The sequence below is a fragment of the Paenibacillus plantarum genome (genome assembly GCF_013141695.1).
Lineage (GTDB): Bacteria > Bacillota > Bacilli > Paenibacillales > NBRC-103111 > Paenibacillus_E > Paenibacillus_E plantarum.
Window position 1 is genome coordinate 20,679 of the sequence record NZ_WHNY01000066.1, and the last position, 24,761, is coordinate 45,439.

The following is a 24,761-nucleotide window of genomic DNA, read 5'->3' on the forward strand; positions in this document are numbered from 1 at the left end:
AAATGATAGCGGTGTCACAAACTTAATAACAGTCTTTTATTACGGTTATAAGCTTCCCGATTAATTGTCCTTTGAAAGCTTCTGAAATAGATTGACCTGCTGGGTTTAAATAATGATAATTTTTCATCTCTACATGATAAGAAAAACCAAGTGTGAGTAAGAAGTCATGAAGTTCGGGGGGGAATTGATCGAATCCTATTGTGTTCTTACAATAGTCTGTAGCGCTGATTGTTACATCAATATCACCTTTTCCAGTAGTGAGACTTATGATATCCGTAGGCTCTTGTAGAATCCATTGCCCTTTCGAAAAGATGGATAATCTGGGGTTATCCAAAGTAGCGAGTGCTGCTAGATTAACACCGAAAATGTCATTGACGAGACTTCGAATCTCCGCTCCTATTATCGTAGGTCCATAGGATAACAGATATCTGTCCATAGCTTCTACCTTAGTCATAGACATGATTTCAGAATCGTGATCCGTAGAGGCAGGGTCTATTCCAAGTGATTGCCTAATATGTTTCATGATTTCGAGTGGGTATAAGGCCAGAATACTGCCTTCGCCTTTAGCGGAGATATCATCTAAGCTAATGCGATAAACGATTTCGATAATTTCCCTAATCTTATGACCTGTTAGAATTTCGCGATGGGAGGCCAAGTGGCTGTCCATGACCGCTATCTTCGACATCGTACTATCCTCTTTTCGTTGTTGGTTGAATTTCTAATGGATAGCTATCTTCACTTCGTAAGTTTAATCTAAACTAAGTAATCTAGTAAGAATTGGCGGAATTTCTAGCGGATCAACCATTACCTCGATGACCGTAGCTGCATTGGATTGCAAAGCTAACTGAACCGCGTTCTTAATCTCTATTTCATTTTCACAGCGATACGCCATTGCTCCCATAGATTGGGCAAATAAGCTTACATCGAGCGGTCGCTCATAGATAGCGCCAACGGACCGTCCCGTGTTATAAGACATACCCTTTTCTACCATATCTAACCGACCGTTATTCAAAACAAAGAAAATAACTGGAATCCCATGGTTAACTGCTGTCGATATTTCTGTGCCGTGCATCATCATGCAGCCGTCGCCGGTCACACAGACGACAGGGCGTTCGGGCATGCCAATTTTCGCGCCGATCGAAAAGCCGATCGCTGCCCCCATGGTTATGAACATTTCAGCTAAATAGAATGTCCCAGGCTCGATGATTTCGAAATTTTGTACGGCATGAAAAGAGTGACTCCCTGCATCCCCAAAGATAACTGCCTCTTTCGGAAGCACAGCCCGCAAACTTCTGAACGCTGCACCCGCTGACAATGCGGATTCCATTGGAGCGGTCGTTGCTGCCACTTGTGCACGAGCTGCTAGCACTTCATGCTCTTTGAGGGATGCTCCGCTTTGCAAAATGAGTTGATTTAGGTTGTATTGAATATCGCCTAGGATGACTTGCGTCGGCGCTTGAATGGTTTTACCTGCGAACGTAAGGTCATACTCGAATTGCAATACCTTCTCTGGCTCCATGTCAGCCGTAAATCCGGACAAAGACATGTCGCACAATTTGCTGCCAACAACGATCATCAAGTCAATGCCGGATTTCATATATTCTGTCGCATATTTGGAACCGCCGAGGCCATATCCACCCAAGTATAAGGGATGGTTAGTGGAGAATGCCCCTTTCCCACCAGTTGAAGTTACGACAGGAATCCCCCAATGTTCGGCAATAATCCGCACTTGGTTGTATGTTTCTGCTGCGACGGCGCCCTTGCCCAGAAAGAGGACAGGTTTCTTAGCCTCATTGATTAAGGATACGGCTTTATCAATATCAGGGGATACAAGTGGTGAAATGTGGTCCGGTAAAGGCAAATAGAAGGAATCCACTTCCTCCATCAGCACATCAAATGGGATACAAAGATGAACTGGACCTTTTTCACCCGTGTAGGCTTTTTCCAAGGCATGTTTAAGGTATAGGTGAAGAAGATCTCCTCGCTCGACGCGAGCACTAAATAGGGTTACAGGTTCGAACATTTTAACCAAATCTACTGAAAATTGGCTTGAATCCTGGCTTAAAGCACGTCCAGTTTCTTGCATCGAAGGCTGTCCGGTAATAAATAATACAGGTAACTGGAACTCTTTGGCATGCCCCGCGCCTGGAATTAGATTCGTTCCTCCAGGTCCGGAAGTGCCAATCGCGATTCCCATCGTTTTTTTCGCCAGTGCATAACCTGACGCTTCAAACCCGCAGCCAGCTTCGTGGCGTCCTAGCACATATTCAATTCCATAATTTTCAAGTTCCAGCATCAGCGGAGAAATGGACTTCCCCGGAATGCCGAATACGTGAGAAATGCCCCAATTTTTAAAATGCTCGACTAATAATGTATACACTCTCTTTTTCATCATATCACCTTTACAATTTGGTATCGATTTCCATTTCTTTCATCAACAACTGCTCAATTTGTTCTACAGGTAGAGGTGGATGATAATAAAAACCTTGTACTTCATGGCAGTTCTGACTACGCAGAAAATCCAATTGTTCCTTAGTTTCTACACCTTCTGCGATCACATCAATTCCAAGGTTATGGGCCATAGCAATTATTGTAGCTACAATATCTGCGTCATTCGAATCCGTCATAATATCTCTGACAAAGGATTGATCAATCTTTAATCGATCAATGGAGAACAATTTTATATAGTAGAGATTGCTGTAGCCTGTCCCAAAGTCGTCAATGCAAATTTGTATACCTAGTTCCTTCAGTCTTCCGAGTACCTCAATCGCGACTTCAACATTCATAGTCATCGACTCCGTAATTTCGAGCTCTAGGTATTGGGGATCTATGTTGGTTTCGAGTAAAATCTCAGTAATGGTCTTTACCAAATTCTGCTTTGAGAATTGGCGAGAAGAAAGATTGACTGATACGCTCATAGGAGCATATCCTTTTTCTTTCCATATTTGATTTTGAATGCAAGCGGTTCTAAGCACCCATTCCCCAAGGGGGACAATGAGTCCTGTTTCTTCGGCGATCGGGATGAACTTTCCTGGAGGGACCAAGCCGAGAGTCGGGTGATTCCAACGAACGAGAGCCTCGGTACCAATAATTCGCCCTGTCAGCATATCGATTTGGGGCTGGTAATATAACACGAATTCCTCTAAGCGCAACGCTTTGCGGATCGAATTCTCCAATGTAAGCCGTTCAATACCGCTGCTGTTCGGGCTAGGTTCGAAAATGGTATAGCTGTTCTTTCCGTCTTCTTTCATACGGTAAAGAGCAATGTCAGCGTTCTTCATCAGCATCTCGCCATCCCTGCCATCTTGCGGATAGAAGGCAATACCGATACTAGCTGTTATATAGAACTCATAGCCGTCCACTGCAAATGGTTTCTCGAATGCTTTAATAATCACTTCCGCAACATGAATGGCTTCGATATGATCCGTCATCTCTTGCATGAGAATTGTGAATTCGTCCCCGCCCATTCTTGAAACCAATTGATTAGGAGCATGGCAGCAAGTTTTTAGACGCTCGGCAACTAGCTTCAACAATGCGTCACCGTTGTTATGGCCCAGTGTGTCATTAATCTTCTTGAAGCTGTCCAAATCGAGAAACATGACGGCAAAGATACTTTGTTCTTCTACCCCGTGTTTCAGCAATTCATCAATATGCCGGGTAAAGAATCTTCGATTCGGTAAACCAGTTAAATCGTCATGATAGGCCAAATAATTGATCTGCTTTTGCGTATGATAACGCTCCGTGATATCCCGAAACTGCGCAAATGCACCCATGATCTGCATATTCTCATCACGAATAGGAAAGGCGTCGAACAGGCAAACCAGCTCGTCTTGCCCCTTCGGAGGGGTAAGCATCAATTCCATATCTTCGTATTCTTTGCCCGTTTGAAGGACCTCTTTAATGAAATCATTTGTTTTGGCATCCGGAATAGGTTTATTAATGACATCCTGCTTTTTGGAACCGGTTAAAATTTCAGCAAACTTATTAAATTCGGTAATGATCCCATCCCGATCAGTAATAATAATGCCGTTTCTTGTTGTTTCGATGACCACCTGATTCAAAATGTGCAGTCGGCTATTTTGCTTTTTCAGCATGAGTTCTCTTTCGATCGAATCTACGACTGTGCATAGCATCGCCAATAGAAATGGATTATGCTGATCAATCGCTGTCATGATCGATATCGTCCCGAGCAAGTTGTTGACATCTGTATATTTGAAGGGTACGGTATAACAGGCAGAGGCTCCCAAAAATTCGTAATAATGCTCGTTCCCAATAAGTTGAATCGGCTGACGATGTTCCAAAACTAAATTAACGCAGTTCGTTCCCGCTTCGTGTTCGTTGAATACGAGACCAACTTTAATGCCCGATTGCTCAATGACACTCTTAATCGCTTCATCTCCGGCCATGTCCAGAATGCAGCCATTCTCATCAGTGATTAGGATCAGGACTGGTATCCCTTTCATGAGTTCTAACATTTTATGAACAAAAAAATTAATAACGGATAATATTTCTTCGTATTCGGCCCGTTTTAGATTCAAATCGACTTCTGATAAAAAGTTAGAAAAGGTGGGAGTCCCCCGTGGATTAATGCCTAGCTTTTCACATCTCTTTTTAGACTCCGAGATTAAAGATACGTTGGTCAAAGCAATCCCCCCTTCGCTACCATGAACTTGCAACAAATTATATTTGAATCGGAAAAATCTAGAGTAACCCCATTATAAAGCGTTTCTATTTCATTATGTCTATTCATCTCGTTTTTTGTCAATTTTTTTCTAGTTGATTTAAGGAAACAAAAGTAAAACAGAAGTAAAACAAAAGTATATATAAAGATATGGCACAATTTTGCCTTAGACCCGTTAAGGTGAAGCATTTTTATAGAGTAGGGAATCCAGATATATAGTGAATGATTTCACGTATCCATCGTCCAACGGCAGAGGCTGTCATTATATACAATAAATCCTCCACGAAGCTATGATTAATTGGTTTTCTTTAATAAAATTCGATAGTTTTCAATAGAATCCTACTTCATATTAAATATGGTGCTTAGTACCTAGTTATTTACTCCGAAGGTATTTGAAAATGTAATAGGGAACCGATTAGAGTTATTTCGCTAAAAATCAACAAATTTCATGGTAAGTTTGATAACATAGAACATGCGGAACGAAAGATGGTTCCTGCATGGGGGCTAGAGCAATGAGTTATAATGCGTATTTATCCGTCTTACTGATTGCTGCGACCTGTTGTTCATTAGTCATTGCCTACCTTTGTTGGAAAAGAAGAGAGCTTCCCATTGCCATCACCTATGGTTTAGGTGTGTTAACAGGCGCATTTTACACCTTCGGCTATGCTTTTGAGGTTGTTAGTACTTCGATAGAACAAATACAGTTCTGGTTGCGCATCGAATATATCGGAATTCCATTTGGCACCATCCTGTGGTTCGTACTCGTTTTACAGTATACAGGTCGACAAAAATTTGTTAGCAAATGGATTGTTGCACTCCTCATGATTGTACCGATGATCACATTTATTTCCCATAATACGAATGAATGGCATCATTTATTTTATTCAAGTATGAGATTAGATTACTCCGAAGGCTTCCCTCTCGCTATCATGGAAAAAGGACCTCTATACAAGCTGCATGTTGCTTACTCGTATTCATTTTTTGTCGTCGGTATGGGTATGTTGATCCAAATGTTCCGTAGAGCAACACCCCGAATGAAGAAACAAATCGCGTTTATGATTATTGGTTCATGGGGCCCGTTCGGCTTTACATTGATTTATTTAAGCGGTTTCTTCTACCTGCCAATCGATATTTCCCCATTCGGTTTTTTATTCTCAGGGATCTTCTATTTATGGGGAATTTACCAATTCAATATGCTGCGATTAGCGCCCTTGGCCCTGCAGAAGGTGTTCGCCTCCATGCAGGATGCGGTTATGGTGTTTGATTTGGATAATGTCCTGACAAGTTTTAACCAGTCAGCTAAGCGTGTTATTGCAGGCATTGATCCGAATTGGATTGGGCAGCCAGCTGGTCAGGTTTTCTCCCAATACCCCGTTTTGCTGGAGAGAATACAACAGGGGCCATCTTTGGAAAGCAAAATTCAAATTTCGGGGCCAGCAGATCAGCGTTTTTATAATGTGCACATGTCTTATATTCATGATCATGCACAGAAGCCTGCCGGTAAAATACTCCTGTTAAGCGATGTCACAGAAATGGTGCGCTCAGAAGAGATTCTGCGCGATAACGCGAGACAGTTAAGTGAACTGAATACCTTTAAGGACAAAATGTTTAACGTTGTTGCGCATGATATTCGCGATCCCTTGGCTGTACTCATTAATTTGATAGAAATTATGGAAGATGATATGCAGAATGGTGAGGAGGATCATGAAGAAATCGTACGTGAAATGAGCCAACAGATTCAGAATACGTTTACTCTAGTAGAAAGTTTGCTAGATTGGTTTCGGAGCCAGAGGGGCGGCATGGTTTTCAATCCTGTTGAACGAGACTTGGCGCACACCGTACAGACAAATTTGCGCATGATGCAGGTCCGCAGTGAGAGTAAGCAGCTCGAGATGATCAATGAAATTCCTATGGATACGTTCGTGTACGCAGATAAAGAAATGCTAGATCTCATTATCCGTAATCTGTTATCGAATGCGATTAAGTTTACGGCTATCGGAGGGACGATCCGGTTGCAGGTCGCTCATCAAGCGAATGCTGTGGTTGTTTCGGTGAGCGATACAGGGGAAGGTATGACCTCGGATCAGGAGAAAACGTTGTTGAAAGACGCCTATCCGGCTTCGTCAACGGGAACTGCTGGAGAACGAGGTGTCGGGCTTGGGCTTACCCTATGTAAGGAGTTCGTTCACTTAATCGGCGGGGAAATTTGGTTTAAGAGTATACCGTTGCAAGGAACTACGTTTTATTTCACCATGCCAACAAGGCCTGATGCGTCAACCAAAACTAGCGGTTTATAAGGAAGGGCGGGAGAGATGAAAGTCATCCTGATTGACGACGAGAAGGCCATGCATCTCATTATGAAGCGGATGCTCGCCAAAATGCCAGACATCGAAGTAATGGGTTGTTTCTCAGTGGCGAAAGAAGCTTACGATTACTTGACCACGCACGAGGTGGATATGGTTTTCGCAGATATTAGTATGCCGCGGGAAAATGGCTTGGAGTTTGCTGAGCGTATGCGGATGAGTGGGAGAGAAACCAAAATCGTTTTTATTACCTCCCATAAAGAATACGCCTTATCTGCCTTTGATGTATATGCTTTCGACTACATCGTGAAGCCAGTTGTCCTGGATAGATTGGTTAAAACCGTGGAGCGGGCTCGTGCGGAGATAGTTCCGGACTTAGATAGGATCGTTACCTCATCGGAAACTCTGATCGATCCACTGACGAATCGGGAGCTGGATATTGCATTAGCCATCATAGATGGGTTATCCAATATGGAAATTGCCAAACGGTTCGGACTAACGGAAGGCACGGTCAAAGGACACATCAATCGTTTATATGGAAAGCTAGGCATTAAACGACGCGTACAAACAGTTGCTAGAATGAAAGAGCTGAGACTGCTGTTTTAACAGGACTAATTACATAGAAGTAAGCGCCCATATGTGACATTTGTATGGGTTTTTCGACATTTATTTTCATAACTATAACTTTAGTTACATCTCATTTATGGGTGTAAAGTCTATAATTGCCAGTAGAAATAGAGTTGTGATAAAAATCGATAGGAATGAGGTTGTTCCATGTTACAGAAAAATCAGGGAGTAATGAAACTAGTAATGGGAAGATTATTATCTTTTCTGTTAGTTTTAGCGGTGGTTATAACGCCGTTTAGTGCAAGTTTTTCGGGTACAGCTTATGCAAATAATCCAGGTCCAATTCCAGCTCCGGTACTACAAAGTGCTACAGTTGGTGGAAGCAACCAAGACGTAGTTCTGACTTTTGCTTCAGATGTGTTTGATGACGCTGATGACTGGCAGTCACGGATTGAATTTAAATCGACCTACGACGGGGCATTTGTAGGCGTTGACTATTATTATGGAAACTATTGGGGCGGGGCTACGATTTCTGGAAATACGGTAACCATCCATATGAACTATAATTCATTAGTTGGTGATAAAAATCGGATTCGTATCAAAAGTGGTGCGCTTCAAGGTCAAGTTTCGGACATCATCACTGGAGAATTCGCTGCAATGAATGATACGGCTCCCGCTGTTATTAAAGCGGCGATTGGTAGTGATAACAAGGTAACACTGACTTTTAACACGCCTATACCTACGGTAGCAGATAACGTATATAACTATATTCAATTTAGAACGAACGAGGAGGATGATTATTCCTTCCTTACTGAATCTGACACGATTGATGTAGTTGGTAATCAAATGGTGATTACGTTCCCAACACCTCTAATTGGCTATACGAGTATTAAGATAGCTTCTGGTGCTGTACAAAGCGCTGATGGAATTAATAATAATTGGATATGTAAGCAACTGGATTTGAACGCGATCACTTTTGACGAGAGCAGACTTTCCAGTGGTAACGATGGAAATACACCTAACTCAGAAGTTGATCTCTATTTCAGTCAAGATGTAGTTAGTACGCTTAGTGATGCGGAGCTGAAAGCAGCCATTACCATTTCAAATGATAATGGTGTGCATTTCACAGCATTAGGTGACGATGATACGGTTAGAGTAAGACGTAGTGGGGCTCTTCATCTTCATTTCTTCACCTCTTTAACGCCTGGTAGCAGTTATGTAGTGAAAATTGCGTCAGGTGCATTACAAAATAAGGTCGGACTTGCAGCGGGTGAACTGCTTTCAGATACGATCGTTGCTGAAGACCCTAGTATACCGACCTATCAACAGGTTGCGGTTAGTCAGGATGGTAAAACAGTTACATTAACATTTGATAAAAACCTGAATGAAAATGATCCTGGAAATAGCTGTTCATGGAATTTATACAATTACATTTATATTAAAACAAGTGAAAACAGCGGATATCAGACATTGAATAATTCAGGTGGCAGTGTTCAGATATCTGCCGAGAATAGAACAAAGCTAGTTATCACTTTAGATGAAGCACTGACAGGTGCTAAGAATAAGATTGCAATCGCTCCAGGAGTTCTGAAAGATGATATTGGTCATCAAATTGGGGGAGTTGTCACAAGATTCATCGATGTAACGGAAACTGCGCTACCTACATATCAGGGGTCGTCCATTGATAACCTTAATCATGACTGGACCCTAAGTTTCGACAAAAATGTGAAAATCAACGAGGGATACACACTGGATAATCTCAAAGCTAACATTAAAATATATTTGAATGGCGTTGAGAATTCCTTAGATCCGTCTACCACGATTACTTTTATTGAGAATAAAGTAGTGCTTCATTTCAATCAACCTTTAGTTGACCATTATATTTATGTTTATGTACCAGAGAATGCAATTGCAGATATGTTCAATAATGTTCTGGAGGGTGACATTACAACAGATGAGCTAACACCGAATACGCTGTACCCGCTCACATTTAACTGTGCGAATCTAATAACCTTTCATTCGGTAGCTTTAGGATTCAGTATTAACAATAATGCTGAATTGGCTGATAATACGATTGTAGGATCGGTTTCTCACTTAAAGAATTATGTGTCCTATTCGACTGATAAAGGAATTACCTTCCAACCACTTAAGCCTGAAGACGAAGTAATCCTCTCTGCTGATGAGAGCAATGTTGTGGTGTATTTTAAGCAAGTTATCCAAGGAAATCTGCAAATCAAAATTGCGGAGAATGCACTTAAAGACACCTCGGGCGTAATCTTGACAACTGCCGTTCAAACGGGAGATCTAAACACAACGGTGTACACGCCTCAGTTAAAAGGTTCCTTTTTCAGCGATGCAGAGAGTATCCTGACATTTGAAAACAATCAAACTTGGGTAAATAAAATTCAAAGAATTGTTCTGAACGAGTACGCGGGAAATGGTGCAGGAGTATGGTCGGAAAGAACGTTGAAACAAGGTGACGACTATGAGATAAGTGAGGGCAAGCTTAAAATTCATCAAGGTGTTTTCGAAGAGAAATCCAAATATGAAATCAGTATTATTTCGGATGGATTCGATGTTAGTTATTCAGGTGGTAAGAAAGCTATTAAGAGCCAAGATTCCTACTATATGGCTCCAATAGAAGTAGTTTCATCAAATGGCATGGTTACAGCTAGTGTGAATGTCGCGAAGAATAAGTCCAAAGGCGGCAAGCTGAATGTTATCTTCCAATTGATGAAGGGAGCAACGCCAATAAACATTGCTGCTCCAGGCTCCAACAATTTGAAAGGTGAAGGCACCTATGTAGCCAGCTTTAGCGCTTCCGATGCTACTGCAACGAACCACCTCTACACAGTGAGAGCTTTTATAATAAGTGAATACAGCAATAGCCCGTCAAGCGTTGGGGCTAATTTAGCTAAGCAACTGACGGCTGGAGAATTTGATTTATTAGGTCAAAACAACAATCCGCGTTAATTTACCTAGTTAATAAATAAATGAATAAACCACATTGAAACTGCCCCTCTGGGCAGTTTCAACAGTTACAGAAAGTGAGGAATGAACACGGTGAAACCTTTTAAGCTGATTCTGAGCTCATCCATAGCTCTATCCATAGCACTAGCTAGCACAGCAATAGCGCCATTATCTGCGCTAGCAAACCCAGTGTCACAAGTCACCATCGCGCCAATTACAGCGATAATCCTAGGCGGAACAGTAACGATTTCCGGTACATCCGTGAATGCGGAAGTCATCTTGAAGGTGATTGGTCCAACGGGAAGTGTGTTCTTCTTCGATACGCCTAAAGTGACGAATGGCACTTTCACCGACTCGTTCATTGTGGGCACCGGCGAACTGGCAGGGACATATAAAGTGGTTGCGGGATATGGCGATACGGTAGATACGGAAGAATTTATTGTTAAAGCGCCACCAGTCGTTGGTGGAGGCAGTGGTGGTGGCTCAGTTGCCAGCAACACGGTAACTCCTAACAATGTCGAAATCCATCCCGATGCTGTTAAGTCGAACAAAGTGACAGGTCCTGACGGAAAGTCGACGACAACCGTGACGATTGATAACAAATTTTTAGGTGAAGCGTTCGTTCAACTTAAAAATCAAGGCAAGACCGAAGAAAAACAAATCATTGCCATCAAAATCAATACGGTTGAAACAAATGGTAAGACAACAATTGATATTCCAGCTTCTGTGCTTGTAGAAGGCATGAAGAATGCCCCTGATGCTCTCATCCGCATTTATTCTGGTAAGGAATCTTACCTGCTTCCTCTATCCGTTCTGGATCTCGCAAACCTTGCTAAATCCCTAGGTACGGACAGTTCAAGTATGATTCTTCACCTTACTATTTCGGTGATGGGGACGGACATTGAGAAGAAGATTCAAGAGAGTGCGGCAGAAGAAGGTGCTACCTCGTTAGGGCATTCTGTTGATTTCAGTATTACAGCTGAAAGTAACAATAATAAAGTCGATGTGAACAACTTCGGCAGCGTCTACGTGGAGAGACAAATTGTGTATTCAGGAACAATTAAGCCTGAAAATGCAACGGGTGTCCTGTATGATCCAATTACGGGGGATATTTCTTTCGTACCTACCGTGTTCACAGTCAATTCGGATGGAACAACAGATGCGAATATCAAAAGAAACGGAAACAGTATTTATTCTGTGATCACATCGTTCAAATCGTTTGATGATATCAAAGGACATTGGGCGAAATCGGACATCGAATTGCTGGCTTCCAAATTGGTTGTTAGCGGTGCAACGGATACAGGCTTTGCACCGGATGCGAATATCACCCGTGCTGAGTTTGCAACGTTGCTCGTGCGTGCGCTGGCTTTAACGTCGAATGCAGGAGCAGCCTCATTCAATGATGTGGGTGCAACGGACTGGTTCGCAGGTGCCGTTGGTGCTGCTGTGAAGGCCAAGCTAGTTAGCGGTTTTGAAGATGGTTCATTCCAGCCTAACGCCCCAATCACCCGTGAACAAATGGCCGTGATGGTAGCGAAAGCATTGAGCGCAGCTGGCAAAACAGTCGAAGGACAAGCGGAATTATTGAACAAATTTAACGATAACGCAGGAATTAGCAGTTGGGCGAAAACGTCCGTTTCACAGTCCGTGAAAGCTGGGATTATCTCCGGTATGACGGATAGCACATTCGTTCCATCAGCAAATGCTAGCCGCGCACAAGCGGTTGTTATGCTGAAGAGATTGCTGCAATACGCGCAATTCATTAACTAACATAGCAAAAAGGTCATCTTCGCAGATGACCTTTTTTGTCGTTCTATTATAGCCTTATGCAACTTTTTCTACAATAGGTTCTTCGGCTGGGGTAGTCTTTCTAATAAAGAAGGCCAGCACCAGTGCGGCGAGCGTCATCCATGTTGCAATTTCAAAAGAGAAATTGATCCCATATACCGTGGCATGATGCGTAACGTCGGCCATAGCTGCTGCGTCTTTTGGATCGATTTTGCCCGCTACAACAAGGTCTTTCGCGTGGGAAGTTGCTGTGTTCGTCATAATTGTAACCAGAAGTGCTGTACCGAGCGCCCCCGCGACATTCCGCAGTGTCTGGGACATGGCCGAGCCGTGCGCGTTCAGACGTCTTGGCAGTTGATTCAAGCCCGCTGTTTGAATGGGCATCATCAGCATGGACATCCCGAACATTCGAAGGGTGTAGATCAGCATGAGATGGGAATACGTAGAATCAACAGTAAGGTGACTGAATTCGTAAGTTGTAATGGTTGTAATCGTCAATCCGATGACCGCGAGCCAACGTCCTCCGATTTTGTCGAAAATAATACCCGTCACAGGGGACATGATGCCCATCAGGATGGCACCAGGCAGAAGCAGTAGTCCAGAATCTAACGGTGAGAATCCACGGATATTTTGCAAGAAGATCGGCAGCAGAACCATAGCCGAAAACATCGCCATCGTAATAATAATGTTAATGACGGTGGTCAAGGAGAACATACTGTATTTGAATACACGAAGCTCGAGAAGTGGTTTCTCTGCTTTAAGCTCACGCCATACGAAGAGAAGCAAGGATACCGCACCAATAATTAAGCAACTAACAACAGTGGCGCTGCCCCAACCATCGGATCCAGCATCACTAAAACCGTACAACAAACCACCGAAGCCGAGAGTAGAGAAAATAACGCCAAGGATATCGAATTTGGGTGTAGACGTTTTGATCACATTTTTCATGGAAAAAGCGCCGAAAATCAGTGCAAATAAGGATAATGGCAAAATAATATAGAACAGAACACGCCAAGAATGATGCTCAACGACCCAACCAGACAATGTCGGTCCAATTGCAGGTGCACAGATCATGGCAAGACCCATAAGACCCATGGCTTTTCCACGTTCCGCAACAGGGAAAATCGTTAGGAACACGATCGTCATCAGCGGCATGAGAATACCAGCACCAATCGCCTGAACGAGACGCCCAGTTAATAAAAGGCTAAAGCCCGGGGAGAAGGCACAAATGATGGTGCCTAGTGCGAAAAATCCGGATGCTGCTAAGAATAGCTTTCGCGTCGTAAAGCGAGAAATGAGAAAGGCACTGATCGGGACGAGAACACCGTTCGCGAGCATATAACCATTGATCAACCATTGAATGGTATTTTCGTTGACATCTAAATCCTTCATCATGCTAGGCAAGGCGACATTCAATAAGGTTTGAGCTAATAGGGCAACAAAAGCCGCGATCAGCAGGGAGGCAACAATCGGGCCCCTTCGTAGGGTATTCGTGACAGCATTACTCATAGGTAGAATCTTCCTCCAGTTGTTGGTGCAGAATGCGCACAATTTTTTGATGAATACGAAGCAAACTGTCGATTTCTTCATCCGACATTTGCAGGAGCGGGGCTAAGCGTTCCACTTGACTTTCTCGCATGCGTTGAAGCAACAACTCGCCCTTGTCTAGCAGCTTAAGGGTGACTGACCGGCGGTCAGTGCTGGATTGTTCACGCGACACGAGCTGATCTCTAACCATGCGATCGATAATACCACTTGTCGTGCTTTTGCCCAATTGAATGCATTCAGCCAGCTCCGATAAGGTGATGCCAGGTTTCTCTCCTAGCTTTCGCAAGACAAAGGACTGAATCGGTGTGACATTTAAATGCTGCGAAGCTTTATTCATCACGTGATGAAAGGCTTTTTTGACCTCACGGGCGGATTGAATGATTTCGAGTGTACGTTTTTGTTGCTGTTCGTCCATATGGAGTCATTCCTTCGATTAAATTTCGCATGCGAATAATTCGTATACGAACTATTATAAAAGCAACTACAAAGTGCTGTCAAACTGATAAATTTGGTTGTTTGTCCTAGTTTGTGCAGATAGATGGACAACATGCTACTTGTTTTTACGGGAAGTGAAGAGAATTGAATAAAGAAAAGGAATCAACTCATGTCAATGAAAGACAACAAACTCCGTGGAATAGTAAAACCCCCTCCTAAGAATAGGAAGGGGTTATTTTTAATGGCGTTCCCAGAGGCATTATCTAGTTGGTGAAAGTCCAATCAGAGGAGGGGCTGATAATCTCAGTCCTTTACTCTAGCGGTTATTGCGGTTCCTGGGGAATGGCTTTGGTGGAGTCTGCCTGATCGGATTTCGTGCATAACGCCGCTGGAACGAAATTGGAATTGCGTGTTGATTGTCAACGTACTTACTGATTGGGTGCGAAGTCGTAATACGCTCGATGAAGAATGAGCGCGGATAGTAAGTTTCTGCGTCAGTTTCCTTTTCCAAACCAATATGAACCCAAGCGTTGTCGTAATTATCAAATAAAATAAGTTCGCATTGAATCGCGCTGGTTGGTATCGGAACGTAACGAATCATTGCTGTGCTAGAAAGCAGTAATTTGGGTAAATTATAAAAGAAGACAAGTTTATCTTTACAACCATTAAAGTTAGCTCTACCTACATATGCCCGGAAAGAATCTATTGCTAAGCTGCCGTTCTTAATGCCATCCCAGCCCGGAACCGCTTTGTGTTGAAAACGAGCAGCTAAAGCAGCAGGTGAATTTAGCCTGTTCTTTGGAAACAGCCCCTTTACCGCTGACTCAAGACCAAGCAGGTGGCAAAAACGATGTTTTTCAAAGAATACTTGTATGCGCTTCCCGTCTGGTAACAGATAGTCGTATGAGTATGGCATCAACACTTGTTCGTACACATCCTGTAGCAATGGAAAATCTATGTCTGAAATCAATGGTTTAGAGGGTAGCGCGAGTAAGTCGGAGAGCGTTAGTGGCATTTGAGATTTCATCCTTTTTACATGAAAAAAAGCTCTGATGGTAAACCATCAGAGCTTCATGCTTAGTTTGAAGTGGTAGCAAAGAAAACTCACGTCACGGAGATTATAAGCCCCCCGGCGGGGCATCGAGGGCTACCTGATCCTCGACGGTACTGCAAAGCAGTGACCTTACTAATTAATATGTTCATTATATAATCATTTATGCTCAAAATCAACCAGTCTTTAGTGGGAAAATTGGTTTTATTGTATCAACAAGCTACAAAAGGCCTATATTTCCAAGCTAACTCTAAAAATTGTACGCATGGCATTTTTTAATAGCCAACCTACAACTGACTCCGCCGCACGCCAGCGTAGGCCATAAGAACCCCGAGCGTGAAGCACAGCAAGGCTGCTATTACGTATTTCCCATAACTATTCTCGACAGAGATGTTATTGACAATGACCATCGTAGCGTTAGATAGCAGGAATGAACTCACGATTAAGGCAGGCATTGTCTTCCGAATCATGCCGAAATAGAGCGGAATTAGCGACACGCTCCCACATGCAAAAGCGAAGATCAGTATACGAATCGCTTCTTTCATAAGCCGATCATGGGTCAGCGTTTCGATAATGTAATGGTTATGTGAATTGAAGAACAGAAGTGAGAGTAACACGAAAACATTGTTGAATAGTACCGTAGCGAAGGTCCAAACTCCGATAATGATCAATTTGGCCAAGAAGATCTGATTACGAGGCACGGGGTAGGCGAAGAGAAGGGTAATCGTTTTATTCCGATACTCGTCAATAACCATTCGGGACATTAGTACGGAACCGAAAATGATAAAGGTAATCCCGGCATAGTTCATGATGCTCTCGAAAGCCCGGTCATAGCTTCTGATTTCATTATTCGGTACGTCGCTGCCTATGACCCATAGCGCTACTATCAGATTGGTGATCACGGCGCTCAGCAGAAGCCCGCGCCACTTCGTTTTCTTTAGTTCCAGCTTAATGAGCTTCCAAAGCATCACGGTTTCCTCCTTCGATGACCCCGAGGAAATAGTCTTCGAGTGAGCGGGTCTTTTTGTTCAGCGCCTCGACGCCAATCTCATGCTGCACAAGTAAGCGATTCAGCTCTACAGGTGCAAGGCGGGGATCATAGATGCGTATGATGCTGCCGTCCATGATTTTATAATTAACGATAGCCAGCTTATCTTCCAGGACAAGCACAGCCCGCGGTACATCCGTCACGACAATTTCTGTATACTCATTGTGTCTTCCACGAACTTGTTCCATGGATACCTCTTCAAGCAGCTTGCCATGATTGATGACGCCGATCGTATCGGCCAATTGCTCAATTTCCTGTAAAATATGGCTAGATATGAGCAATGTCATGCCAAATTCCTTGCTCAACATGCGAAATAAATCGCGGATTTCGCGAATCCCCGATGGATCCATGCCATTCACAGGCTCGTCGAGGATGAGCATTTCGGGCTTCGTGCAGATGGCCCTGCCAATGCCAAGACGCTGCTTCATACCAAGTGAGAAATCCTTCACGGGTTTATTGCCAATGTCAGACAGGCCAACGAGATCCAGTGTTTCATGTATAGCTTTTTTATCGTAATAGCCCATATATTCGCAGTGCAGCTCCAGATTAGCGCGTGCTGTCAGATGGTCATAGAAGATCGGATATTCAATAATGCTGCCCATCCGTTTCATCGTTTCGTAGGAGTGGGGGGTTAGTGGAGCCCCGAATAGTTCAATTTCCCCGCTTGTTGGCTCGATTAGATTCGTAAGCATCCGCATGACCGTTGTTTTGCCCGCACCATTCGGGCCGAGAAAACCATAGATCTCGCCACGACGAACGCGCATGTTGACACCAGAGACAACTTCGGTCTTCTTGTACCTTTTAGATAATTGCTTCGTTTGCAGAATAAGGCTCATCACATAAGATTCCTTTCAAAAGCGGATTGTGGGAAAACGGACCGTAAATACGGTCTTCACATGGGGGATACTGTCCAGGGAAATACTCCCCTCCATGAGTTCAACTAACCGCTTCGTAATCGTGAGACCTAAGCCGCTGCCCTGATAGGTCTGGTTTCTGGAATCCTCCAGCGTGTAAAGACGTTCGAAGACATTCTGGCGATCACGCTCGTCAATGCCTTTTCCTTGATCCCACACATCGATATAAACACTAGTCTCATCTTGTCGCAGCGTGATGCCAATAGTACCGCCATCGGCTCCATAACGAATTGCGTTGGAGAGTAGATTTTGCAGCACACGTCCGAGTGCCTCCGTATTCCCATACGCATAGATCGGCTCTTCGGGTATCGCGAAATCGACTTCGAGACCTTGTGACTCAATTAATTCATAGTAAAAAAGAATACCGTTCCGGCAAGCCTCACTCAGATTGATTTTGGATAAAGGAACAGGTCGATCACCTGATTCCAAACGTGCCAGATCGAAAAATTGATTCGTCAGATTGAGGATGTCGAGCGTTCTTTCGTGAACCTTGAGGGAGAGGCGCTTCCGCTCCTCCTCACTGGCAGTGTGGTCATGCACGAGTGTTTCTGTCAGACCAAGGACCACCGTAAGCGGAGTTTTCAAGTCATGGGACATGTTGGCGACCATTTTTTTGATCGCATTTTCCTTACGTGTATAGTTGGCTTCCACTTTGCGATTCGCATCAAGGAGTCGGTTTATGACAATGAGTAAGTGTTGAAGCTGTGTGGAATCGGTATGGAGATGAACCTTCTCAGAGGATCCCTGATTAATAATATCGGTTAGCTTCGAATGCAGATAGCGGAGATGACGGGATTGGTCGAATCCGATCTTCCATTGAACGAAGGTAAGTATCGCAAGAAGGATACACAGGCTGGGCCACACAACATTCATATCAGAAATCCCCCATTTTGTAACCAATCCCCCATACGGTCTTGATGTACCGCGGGTGCGCTGGATCGTCCTCAATCTTCTCCCGTAAGCGGGAAATATGGACCTGGATCGCATTCACATCGTCATAGTAAGCGTCATTCCATACCGAGCGATAGATTTGTTCCTTGGAGAAGGCGCGTTTGGGATGAGACATTAACAGTTTTAGAATAAGAAGCTCCTTCGCCGTGAGGTTGAGGGGCACGTCATTTTTGGTCACGAGATGCTCATCAGGATGAAGCGTCAGCTCATGAATGCGCAAGAGGGCTTGCTCCGCCTGTGCAGAAGGACTGGCATATTGGGAAGCCCGCCGCAAAATCGCTTTTACACGTGCCGACAACTCAATAAGGGAGAATGGCTTGGCCAAATAGTCATCTGCTCCAAAGCCCAATCCCAATGCTTTCTCAACATCGCTATCCTTCGCGGACAAAATGAGAACAGGCACAGTGCTTCCGCTACGCACCCTGCGCAGCACCTCCATGCCATCGACTCCAGGCAGCATCAGATCCAGCAGAATCATATCAAAAGCTTCCTCGGCAAAGAGACGCAGCGCCGCCTCCCCATCAGGGGCATGTCGAACGGTGAGACTCTCTTTGGATAAATGGTTGTGCACCATTTCAGCAATCGCCGGGTCATCTTCTACAAGCAAAATGTGATTAGGCATATCATTTCCACCTTTATATCATATGCTTCCAGTATACTGCTTTGTCCGCTCATAATGAAACGGCCGCAGCCTTATATCGACACATCACGTTTTGCGAATACATACCAAGCTAGAGCGAGGAATAACAGCTGATAACAGGCCAACATGATCAATGAAAAAGATAAAGACATGCTGGCCATTAGCGGCCTGCCATCCACATAACTCAGCAAATTCGTGTTGGCGAAAATCAGAAATTTGGACCATTCAAATTGTTTGAGAACATAGGCTAATTGCCCACTGGTTAATAAGAAAAACAAGGATATCCCGATGGCCATGGAACTTGCACGAAATACAGATGAGAACATGAAGGCCAGTGTGACCATGACGATCATTTCGATGCCGCTATAGCCGATAGCTTTCAAGGAGTAAGCCACATTCGAGAACGCTGCCCCAGCATGAAGCTGGGAAGCACCGTCAAATCCGAAAAAGATACCACCCATAAGAAAAGTGGTCAGTAAAAGCAATAGCGTAAGACCCAACCCGAACAATAGGACGGTCACGAACTTGGAAAGTAAGATCGTGGAGCGGCTAAAGGGACGGATCAATAGTAGTTTGATCGTACCGCCGGAGAATTCGGAGGCTACGATGCCCGCGGCAACGATAATCGTAAACAAAGTGACAATATCCATGAGATTTGGAATGGCGGAAAGGCACAAATCTAAGAACTCCCACGCATTGTTTACGGCAAGCTCCTCTTGGTTCGCATATTTACAAAGGAACGCTATCGCAATAACAAGTATCGGAATGAAGGCAATCATCACCCAGGTTCCGATTTTGGTGAAGATCTTAATGCCTTCATTTTGCACGAGTTTGGTGAAATTAAGCATAGCTAGCAACCTCCGTGAGTTCGATATATTTCTCTTCAAGTGTTTGTGCGTTCGTCTGTGTCTGAAAATCTGCCAGCGCAAAGGTCGTGTGCAATCGCCCATCGGTAACGACGCCGAAGCGGTCGCACATTTGCTCCATTTCGGCGAGCAGATGAGAGGAGACCATCACCGCGATGCCTTCTTCAGCGGCCAGCTTGCGGACGAGCTGGCGCATTTCACGAATGCCTGCGGGGTCAAGACCGTTGGTCGGCTCATCAAGGATGAGCACGGCGGGCTTATGGAGCAGGGCCTGGGCAATCCCTAGCCGCTGGCGCATGCCGAGCGAGTACGTCTTCACCTTATCGTGAATGCGGGCGGTGAGCCCGACGAGGTGCACGATCTGGTCGATGCGGCTCTGCGGAATATTGCCCACCATGCGAGCGAATTGCTTCAGATTTTGCATCCCGGTGAGATGCTTATAGAGCTCGGGATTCTCGATAATCGCACCAACGTGCCGAATCGCTTCCCGGAAGCTGGTGCGAATGCTGTGGCCGTTAATCGCGACATCGCCGTCGCTCATGCCGATGAGGCCGACCATCATGCGGATGGTTGTCGTTTTGCCGGCGCCATTGGGCCCGAGGAAGCCGAATACCTCACCAGGAAAAAGCTCAAAACTGATTTGATCTACGATGTTCTTATGTCGAATCCGCTTTGTCAGATTACGTACTTCGACAACGGGTTGCATGCTCAACTTGTTCATATTGTTCATATGCGTTACCTCCAATAAGTTTCATACGCTTATCTTACTAGACACATCATGCAGGACTCTTTCCTAAACCTTACGAAAGTCTTTCGATGTGGATCAACACACACTTTACACGCTTGGAGCGCTCCCCCAACGCAATTTAATGGAAAATATACAGCTAATTCAGCTGATTTCTGCCCAATTCGGCGTTTAACTGGAAAACCTACAGCTAATTCGATCACTTACGCGCCATTGAGCCAGATATAGAGGAATTACCTGTATATAATCCATCTAATCATCAATTCGAGGCTACAAGGGCGAAAATAGATGGAGGTTTTCCAGCTAATCAGCCTCACAAGCTAACCCTCAATGTTCCTCTCTATGGTAAACCCTGCATGTGCATCCCCCACCGGGTTCATACTAATCAAAAAGCGTTCCTCCTAGCGGTAGCGGACGAATGCACTGATCAGGAGGTGACACTGTGCGGAATAAAGGCTGGACGCTCGGTCTGCTGGGCTTATTTCTTGTTTTTTGCTTTGTGATGCTTCAATTTCTCATTTCTACTGTGCATATTGGACAGCTCGTCGGACAGATGGAGCCGCATAGCGAGGCTGAGAAACCGCCGTTCAAACACATTGTGCTCATCGCGCAGGAGCTGGACAACCCATTCTGGCGAACGGTGGAGAAGGGCGCGAGCGAAGCCGCGGCAAGCCGTGGTATGAAGATTGATTACTTAGGTCCAATTCGTATCAATCCAGCTGAGCAAACGAGCCTGCTGGAGAAGTCGATAGCAGCTAAGCCGGATGCCCTTCTTGTGCAAGGGATCAAAGAGCCGCAGTATGATAAGTTGATCAGCCAAGCGATCGATCAAGGCATTCCTGTGATTACGTTAGATGCGGATGAACCAGACAGCCGAAGATTGACCTATGTAGGCACGGATAATCGGGAAGCGGGCAGACGGATGGGGGAGCTCGTAGCGAGAGCCGCAATCGGCAAGGGGCGAATCGGCGTCATTATTGGTAGTGAGCAGGCGGAGAATCAGCAGCAGCGTTTAGAGGGATTCCGTGCCGCTATTGCTAGTACGCCTCAATTTGAAATCGTGGATATTCGCGCATCGAATATATCCCGCATTCAGGCAGCGAAACAGGCGGAGGCGATGCTCAAGCAATATCCCGCCATACAGACAATGGTGGGTTTCAGCTCCTTAGACGCGGCAGGCATCGCGGAAGGGGTGAAAGCGGCGCATCGGGATGGCACGCTCGTGTTCGGCTTCGATGATGTGGCAGCGACGAAGCAGGGGATCAGCCAAGGAAGCATCAAGGCTTCCATTGTGCAGCAACCGCATGAAATCGGTTCGGTAGCTGTACAGCTGCTAGCTTCCCATTTCCTAGGGAGCACGTTACCTCCACAGCATGTTATAGGCACTTACATCCTCGACTCGACGACGCTAACACCTGCGAGTAGTGCCCCGTGAACATACGTCGGATGTTGTTTATCGTGCTGCCTGTTCTGTTTATTTTGAATAATGCGGTCGCGTATTTCATCTTCGATAGTGGTAGATCCGTACAGGAAAGCTATAATGTCATGCTCGATCGGGTGTTGTTATACAAGCAAATTGCGGGGCAAACGCAGGACAATCTCCGCGCCATGAACGGCTACATCGTGGATCGAAGCGAAGACAGCCGGTTGGCCTTCTTGCGTCAGAAGGAGGGGTTGCTGGCCCTGCAGCGGAAATTAGCTTCACAGAATACGATGCCAGCGACTGACCTCACGTTCCGCAGCTATACCCATATGGTCGACACCTTCTTGGTACAAGAAGTGGGCGTGATCCAAGCAGCCAGCAGCCCAGATTCGTTAGCGTATACAGCTTTTTATGAACAAGCAGAGCGGACAGCGGCATTCATCCAGGAGGAGGGCTTCCAGCTGATTGATATGGAGTTGAGCTACTATCAGCCGCTTTATCGGCAAATCTTGGTCCAAACGGAGGGGATGAATCAGTGGGGTGTCGTTATTTTCATCCTGACTACCTTGATCAGTATCGTGCTGGCCTATCGCATTTCACTCGGTATCTCGCGCCCAATCAGACAGCTAGCACACGTAGCGCAGCGAATGTCGAACGGTGATCTACAAGGGCCTATTCCCCACTTGCCCGCAGAGCATGAGTTTGGTGTGTTAGCGCGAGCTTTTGAACATATGCAGAATAATCTCAAAGCGCTTATTGTGAAAGAAACGGAAGGACTCGAGAAGGATAAGCAGTTGAAAGAAATGGAGCTCGAGGTGTTGCAAAATCAAATGAACCCGCACTTTCTCTTCAATTCTTTGAATGTGCTGTCCAAGCTTGCCCTGTTGGAGGGCGCCGAGCAAACGAGTGATTTGACGGTCACGATGTCGAATCTGCTCCGCTATAATTTGCGAAAGCTAGATCGTCCTGTGCGGCTTAGGGATGAGGTGGAGCATGCCAAACAATATTTTACCATTCAGCAAGCACGGTTCCGTAATCGCATTCAGTTTGTGATGGAGATAGATGAGGGCGGACTGGACGTTCCCGTACCGATGCTTACGCTGCAGCCGATACTTGAAAATGTGTTCGTACACGGCATCGAGGGGATGGAAGAAGGAGCTGTCATTCAGCTCACGATTACACAAGGGAACGGTGAAACGCTAGTCGCGATCTCGGACAATGGGGTGGGGATGAGCGCGGAGATCCGTGAAGCGCTGCTTGATGTGGACGGGGAATCCCAGGTTTCTCGCGCTAATGGCCAGTCCACAGGTTTAGGAACACGAAACGTGTTCAAACGATTAGCTTTATTTTATGGGCAAAAGGATCTCGTCCGCATTCAAAGTGATCCTGGCCGAGGGACGAAGGTCGTCTTGCGGCTGCCGGCCGAAGGAAAGGAGGCTCCAGATGTATCGCTTACTGATCGCCGATGATGAAGCATTAGAGAGAGAAGGCATCGAATGGATCGTGGGCCGCATGATGCCAGATACATTCGAGGTCATTCATGCGGAGAACGGCCGCATTGCGATTCAAAAAGCAGACGAACACCGCCCCCACATCATCCTCATGGATATCCGAATGCCGGGCATTCAGGGGTTGGAGGCATTACGAGAAATCAAAGCGGGGCATCCTCAGACGAAAATGGTGCTAGTGACCGCCTACGAGCAATTCGAGTATGCCAGAGAGGCCCTTTCCTTAGGGGTCAAGGACTATCTAGTCAAACCTGCCAAACGGGATCAGATTGTCGAGCTCCTACAGCGCTTAATAGTGGAAATTGAGCAAGAAGGACGGAAGCGGGAGGGAGAGCTCGCGATGCGGGATAACTATTTTCAGCTGCTTCCACTGGCCGAGACGGAAATGGCGTTAGTCATTATGTCCGATCCTGTGAATGAAATGGATGCCGGGTATTTGGCGGATATTTTGGAGATATCGACGGAACAGGGATGTGCACTAGTGCTTGCTCTGCCAGAGCTTGGGCCAATATCCGATAAGGATGTCAGCACTGCGAAGAAGAAAATCTACGAAACCGTCAAAACCTTCACAAAAGGTTATCTTAAGAATCGCGTCGGGTGTGTAGTCAGCTCGATGGTGCATTGGCATATGGCCATCTTTCTCGTGGACCGTGCTCAGGTGACTGCTGAGGTTCTGCGGGAAGAAGCTGCGTCCTTAGGTGCTAAGCTCGTGGAGCATCTGCGTCAGGCACGCGGCATTGACGTGAATATAGGCATCGGTTCGATTCGGTATGAGTTGGAGGGCATCCGCACGTCTTACTTTGAAGCTGTTTTTGCGGCGACGTATGATAAAAAGTGGGGCAACCTGCGGTCCTTCGAGGAACTGAAAGGGCTCCCTGCGGAAGGGCAGCGAGGCTTGGCCGAACCGCGTACCGCCGACAATTCATCGGAGCGCACTTACGTGGAGTTAGCCATTCGGCGAATCCGTGAGGAGCGTGAACACCAGACATGGACGGTGCTAGATCGTGCACTGAGTTACATTCATGAGAAGCTCCAGGAAGACATTTCACTCGAGGGCGTTGCTGAGCTTGTCCACTTGAATCCCCATTATTTTAGCAAAGTGTTCAAACAGCAAACTGGCGAAACTTTCATCGACTATGTAACACGGCTGCGCATTGAGAAGGCCAAGGAACTCATTAACGAGGGTCATCTTAGCCTGAAGGAAGTTTGCTATTTGGTTGGTTATAAGGATCCGAATTATTTCAGCCGCGTGTTCAAAAAGGTAACAGGTGTCACCCCTACGGAGTACCGCACGGGGCAATAAGGGAAAATAGTCCATGCCGT

At 45.4% G+C, this 24,761-nt stretch carries 18 protein-coding genes and 1 pseudogene; 7 read left to right on the plus strand and 12 right to left on the minus strand.

Annotation, left to right across the window (positions count from 1 at the left end; all coding sequences use genetic code 11):
* Positions 1-22: 22 nt before the first annotated feature.
* The 3 genes from GC096_RS22910 to GC096_RS22920 form a co-directional block, all read right to left on the minus strand.
* The gene (locus GC096_RS22910; RefSeq protein ID WP_171633481.1) at positions 23-685 is read right to left on the minus strand and encodes a hypothetical protein; all 663 of its coding nucleotides are present in this window, start codon (positions 683-685) and stop codon (positions 23-25) included.
* A 63-nt stretch (positions 686-748) separates the two neighbouring features.
* Positions 749-2,395 carry a thiamine pyrophosphate-binding protein gene (locus GC096_RS22915; protein ID WP_376769518.1) on the minus strand — a complete coding sequence of 549 codons (1,647 nt, stop codon included), beginning with the start codon at positions 2,393-2,395 and terminating at the stop codon, positions 749-751.
* A 7-nt stretch (positions 2,396-2,402) separates the two neighbouring features.
* The gene (locus GC096_RS22920) at positions 2,403-4,643 is read right to left on the minus strand and encodes an EAL domain-containing protein (protein ID WP_216626234.1); all 2,241 of its coding nucleotides are present in this window, start codon (positions 4,641-4,643) and stop codon (positions 2,403-2,405) included.
* Positions 4,644-5,193: 550 nt separating this feature from the next.
* Between GC096_RS22920 and GC096_RS22925 the strand changes: the two genes are divergently transcribed.
* The 4 genes from GC096_RS22925 (at position 5,194) to GC096_RS39365 (ending at position 12,291) form a co-directional block, all read left to right on the plus strand.
* Positions 5,194-6,978 carry a sensor histidine kinase gene (locus tag GC096_RS22925; protein ID WP_171633482.1) on the plus strand — a complete coding sequence of 595 codons (1,785 nt, stop codon included), beginning with the start codon at positions 5,194-5,196 and terminating at the stop codon, positions 6,976-6,978.
* Between the two features lie 15 nt (positions 6,979-6,993).
* Positions 6,994-7,590, plus strand: coding sequence for a response regulator transcription factor (locus tag GC096_RS22930; protein WP_171633484.1), 597 nt, complete (start codon positions 6,994-6,996; stop codon positions 7,588-7,590).
* Positions 7,591-7,794: 204 nt separating this feature from the next.
* Positions 7,795-10,524 carry a hemoblobin-interacting domain-containing protein gene (locus GC096_RS22935; RefSeq protein WP_171633485.1) on the plus strand — a complete coding sequence of 910 codons (2,730 nt, stop codon included), beginning with the start codon at positions 7,795-7,797 and terminating at the stop codon, positions 10,522-10,524.
* Positions 10,525-10,614: 90 nt separating this feature from the next.
* Positions 10,615-12,291, plus strand: a complete 1,677-nt coding sequence (locus GC096_RS39365) for an S-layer homology domain-containing protein (protein ID WP_216626235.1) — start codon at positions 10,615-10,617, stop codon at positions 12,289-12,291.
* A 54-nt stretch (positions 12,292-12,345) separates the two neighbouring features.
* Here GC096_RS39365 and GC096_RS22945 read toward each other — a convergent pair whose 3' ends face one another.
* The 9 genes and pseudogenes from GC096_RS22945 to GC096_RS22985 form a co-directional block, all read right to left on the minus strand.
* The gene (locus GC096_RS22945) at positions 12,346-13,818 is read right to left on the minus strand and encodes a DHA2 family efflux MFS transporter permease subunit (protein ID WP_171633488.1); all 1,473 of its coding nucleotides are present in this window, start codon (positions 13,816-13,818) and stop codon (positions 12,346-12,348) included.
* Positions 13,811-14,272 (minus strand): MarR family winged helix-turn-helix transcriptional regulator, encoded by a 462-nt coding sequence (locus tag GC096_RS22950; protein WP_171633490.1) that lies wholly within the window; start codon positions 14,270-14,272, stop codon positions 13,811-13,813. Before GC096_RS22950 ends, GC096_RS22945 begins: the two co-directional genes overlap by 8 nt.
* A gap of 336 nt (positions 14,273-14,608) precedes the next feature.
* Complete coding sequence (locus GC096_RS22955) at positions 14,609-15,307, minus strand: PBECR4 domain-containing protein (protein ID WP_171633492.1); 699 nt, start codon at positions 15,305-15,307, stop codon at positions 14,609-14,611.
* 323 nt (positions 15,308-15,630) lie between these two features.
* Positions 15,631-16,311: an ABC transporter permease gene (locus GC096_RS22960; protein ID WP_171633493.1), complete on the minus strand. Its 681-nt coding sequence runs from the start codon at positions 16,309-16,311 to the stop codon at positions 15,631-15,633.
* Positions 16,292-17,227 (minus strand): ABC transporter ATP-binding protein, encoded by a 936-nt coding sequence (locus GC096_RS22965; RefSeq protein WP_171633495.1) that lies wholly within the window; start codon positions 17,225-17,227, stop codon positions 16,292-16,294. The genes GC096_RS22960 and GC096_RS22965 overlap by 20 nt, the downstream gene beginning before the upstream one ends.
* Before the next feature lie 15 nt (positions 17,228-17,242).
* On the minus strand, positions 17,243-18,178 hold the full coding sequence (locus GC096_RS22970) for a sensor histidine kinase (protein ID WP_171633496.1): 936 nt from the start codon (positions 18,176-18,178) through the stop codon (positions 17,243-17,245).
* 1 nt (position 18,179) lies between these two features.
* On the minus strand, positions 18,180-18,878 hold the full coding sequence (locus tag GC096_RS22975; protein ID WP_281366830.1) for a response regulator transcription factor: 699 nt from the start codon (positions 18,876-18,878) through the stop codon (positions 18,180-18,182).
* Positions 18,879-18,949: 71 nt separating this feature from the next.
* The gene (locus GC096_RS22980; RefSeq protein ID WP_171633498.1) at positions 18,950-19,744 is read right to left on the minus strand and encodes an ABC transporter permease; all 795 of its coding nucleotides are present in this window, start codon (positions 19,742-19,744) and stop codon (positions 18,950-18,952) included.
* A gap of 91 nt (positions 19,745-19,835) precedes the next feature.
* Positions 19,836-20,468: pseudogene (locus GC096_RS22985) on the minus strand (ABC transporter ATP-binding protein); the annotation flags it as partial.
* 481 nt (positions 20,469-20,949) lie between these two features.
* Between GC096_RS22985 and GC096_RS22990 the strand changes: the two are divergent.
* The 3 genes from GC096_RS22990 to GC096_RS23000 are packed head-to-tail and all read left to right on the plus strand — an operon-like array spanning position 20,950 to position 24,741.
* Positions 20,950-21,942: a substrate-binding domain-containing protein gene (locus GC096_RS22990; protein WP_171633500.1), complete on the plus strand. Its 993-nt coding sequence runs from the start codon at positions 20,950-20,952 to the stop codon at positions 21,940-21,942.
* Complete coding sequence (locus GC096_RS22995) at positions 21,939-23,399, plus strand: sensor histidine kinase (RefSeq protein ID WP_171633502.1); 1,461 nt, start codon at positions 21,939-21,941, stop codon at positions 23,397-23,399. The genes GC096_RS22990 and GC096_RS22995 overlap by 4 nt, the downstream gene beginning before the upstream one ends.
* Positions 23,374-24,741 carry a response regulator transcription factor gene (locus GC096_RS23000; protein ID WP_171633503.1) on the plus strand — a complete coding sequence of 456 codons (1,368 nt, stop codon included), beginning with the start codon at positions 23,374-23,376 and terminating at the stop codon, positions 24,739-24,741. Before GC096_RS22995 ends, GC096_RS23000 begins: the two co-directional genes overlap by 26 nt.
* Positions 24,742-24,761: the final 20 nt, after the last annotated feature.

Excerpts from the sequence above, each read along its gene's own strand:
- GC096_RS22910 (WP_171633481.1), bottom strand. The coding sequence starts at position 685 with ATGTCGAAGATAGCGGTCATGGACAGCCACTTGGCCTCCCATCGCGAA.
- GC096_RS22915 (WP_376769518.1), bottom strand. The coding sequence starts at position 2,395 with ATGATGAAAAAGAGAGTGTATACATTATTAGTCGAGCATTTTAAAAAT.
- GC096_RS22925 (WP_171633482.1), top strand. The coding sequence starts at position 5,194 with ATGAGTTATAATGCGTATTTATCCGTCTTACTGATTGCTGCGACCTGT.
- GC096_RS22930 (WP_171633484.1), top strand. The coding sequence starts at position 6,994 with ATGAAAGTCATCCTGATTGACGACGAGAAGGCCATGCATCTCATTATG.
- GC096_RS22935 (WP_171633485.1), top strand. The coding sequence starts at position 7,795 with ATGGGAAGATTATTATCTTTTCTGTTAGTTTTAGCGGTGGTTATAACG.
- GC096_RS22945 (WP_171633488.1), bottom strand. The coding sequence starts at position 13,818 with ATGAGTAATGCTGTCACGAATACCCTACGAAGGGGCCCGATTGTTGCC.
- GC096_RS22950 (WP_171633490.1), bottom strand. The coding sequence starts at position 14,272 with ATGGACGAACAGCAACAAAAACGTACACTCGAAATCATTCAATCCGCC.
- GC096_RS22955 (WP_171633492.1), bottom strand. The coding sequence starts at position 15,307 with ATGCCACTAACGCTCTCCGACTTACTCGCGCTACCCTCTAAACCATTG.
- GC096_RS22960 (WP_171633493.1), bottom strand. The coding sequence starts at position 16,311 with ATGCTTTGGAAGCTCATTAAGCTGGAACTAAAGAAAACGAAGTGGCGC.
- GC096_RS22965 (WP_171633495.1), bottom strand. The coding sequence starts at position 17,227 with ATGAGCCTTATTCTGCAAACGAAGCAATTATCTAAAAGGTACAAGAAG.
- GC096_RS22970 (WP_171633496.1), bottom strand. The coding sequence starts at position 18,178 with ATGAATGTTGTGTGGCCCAGCCTGTGTATCCTTCTTGCGATACTTACC.
- GC096_RS22975 (WP_281366830.1), bottom strand. The coding sequence starts at position 18,878 with ATGCCTAATCACATTTTGCTTGTAGAAGATGACCCGGCGATTGCTGAA.
- GC096_RS22980 (WP_171633498.1), bottom strand. The coding sequence starts at position 19,744 with ATGCTTAATTTCACCAAACTCGTGCAAAATGAAGGCATTAAGATCTTC.
- GC096_RS23000 (WP_171633503.1), top strand. The coding sequence starts at position 23,374 with ATGTATCGCTTACTGATCGCCGATGATGAAGCATTAGAGAGAGAAGGC.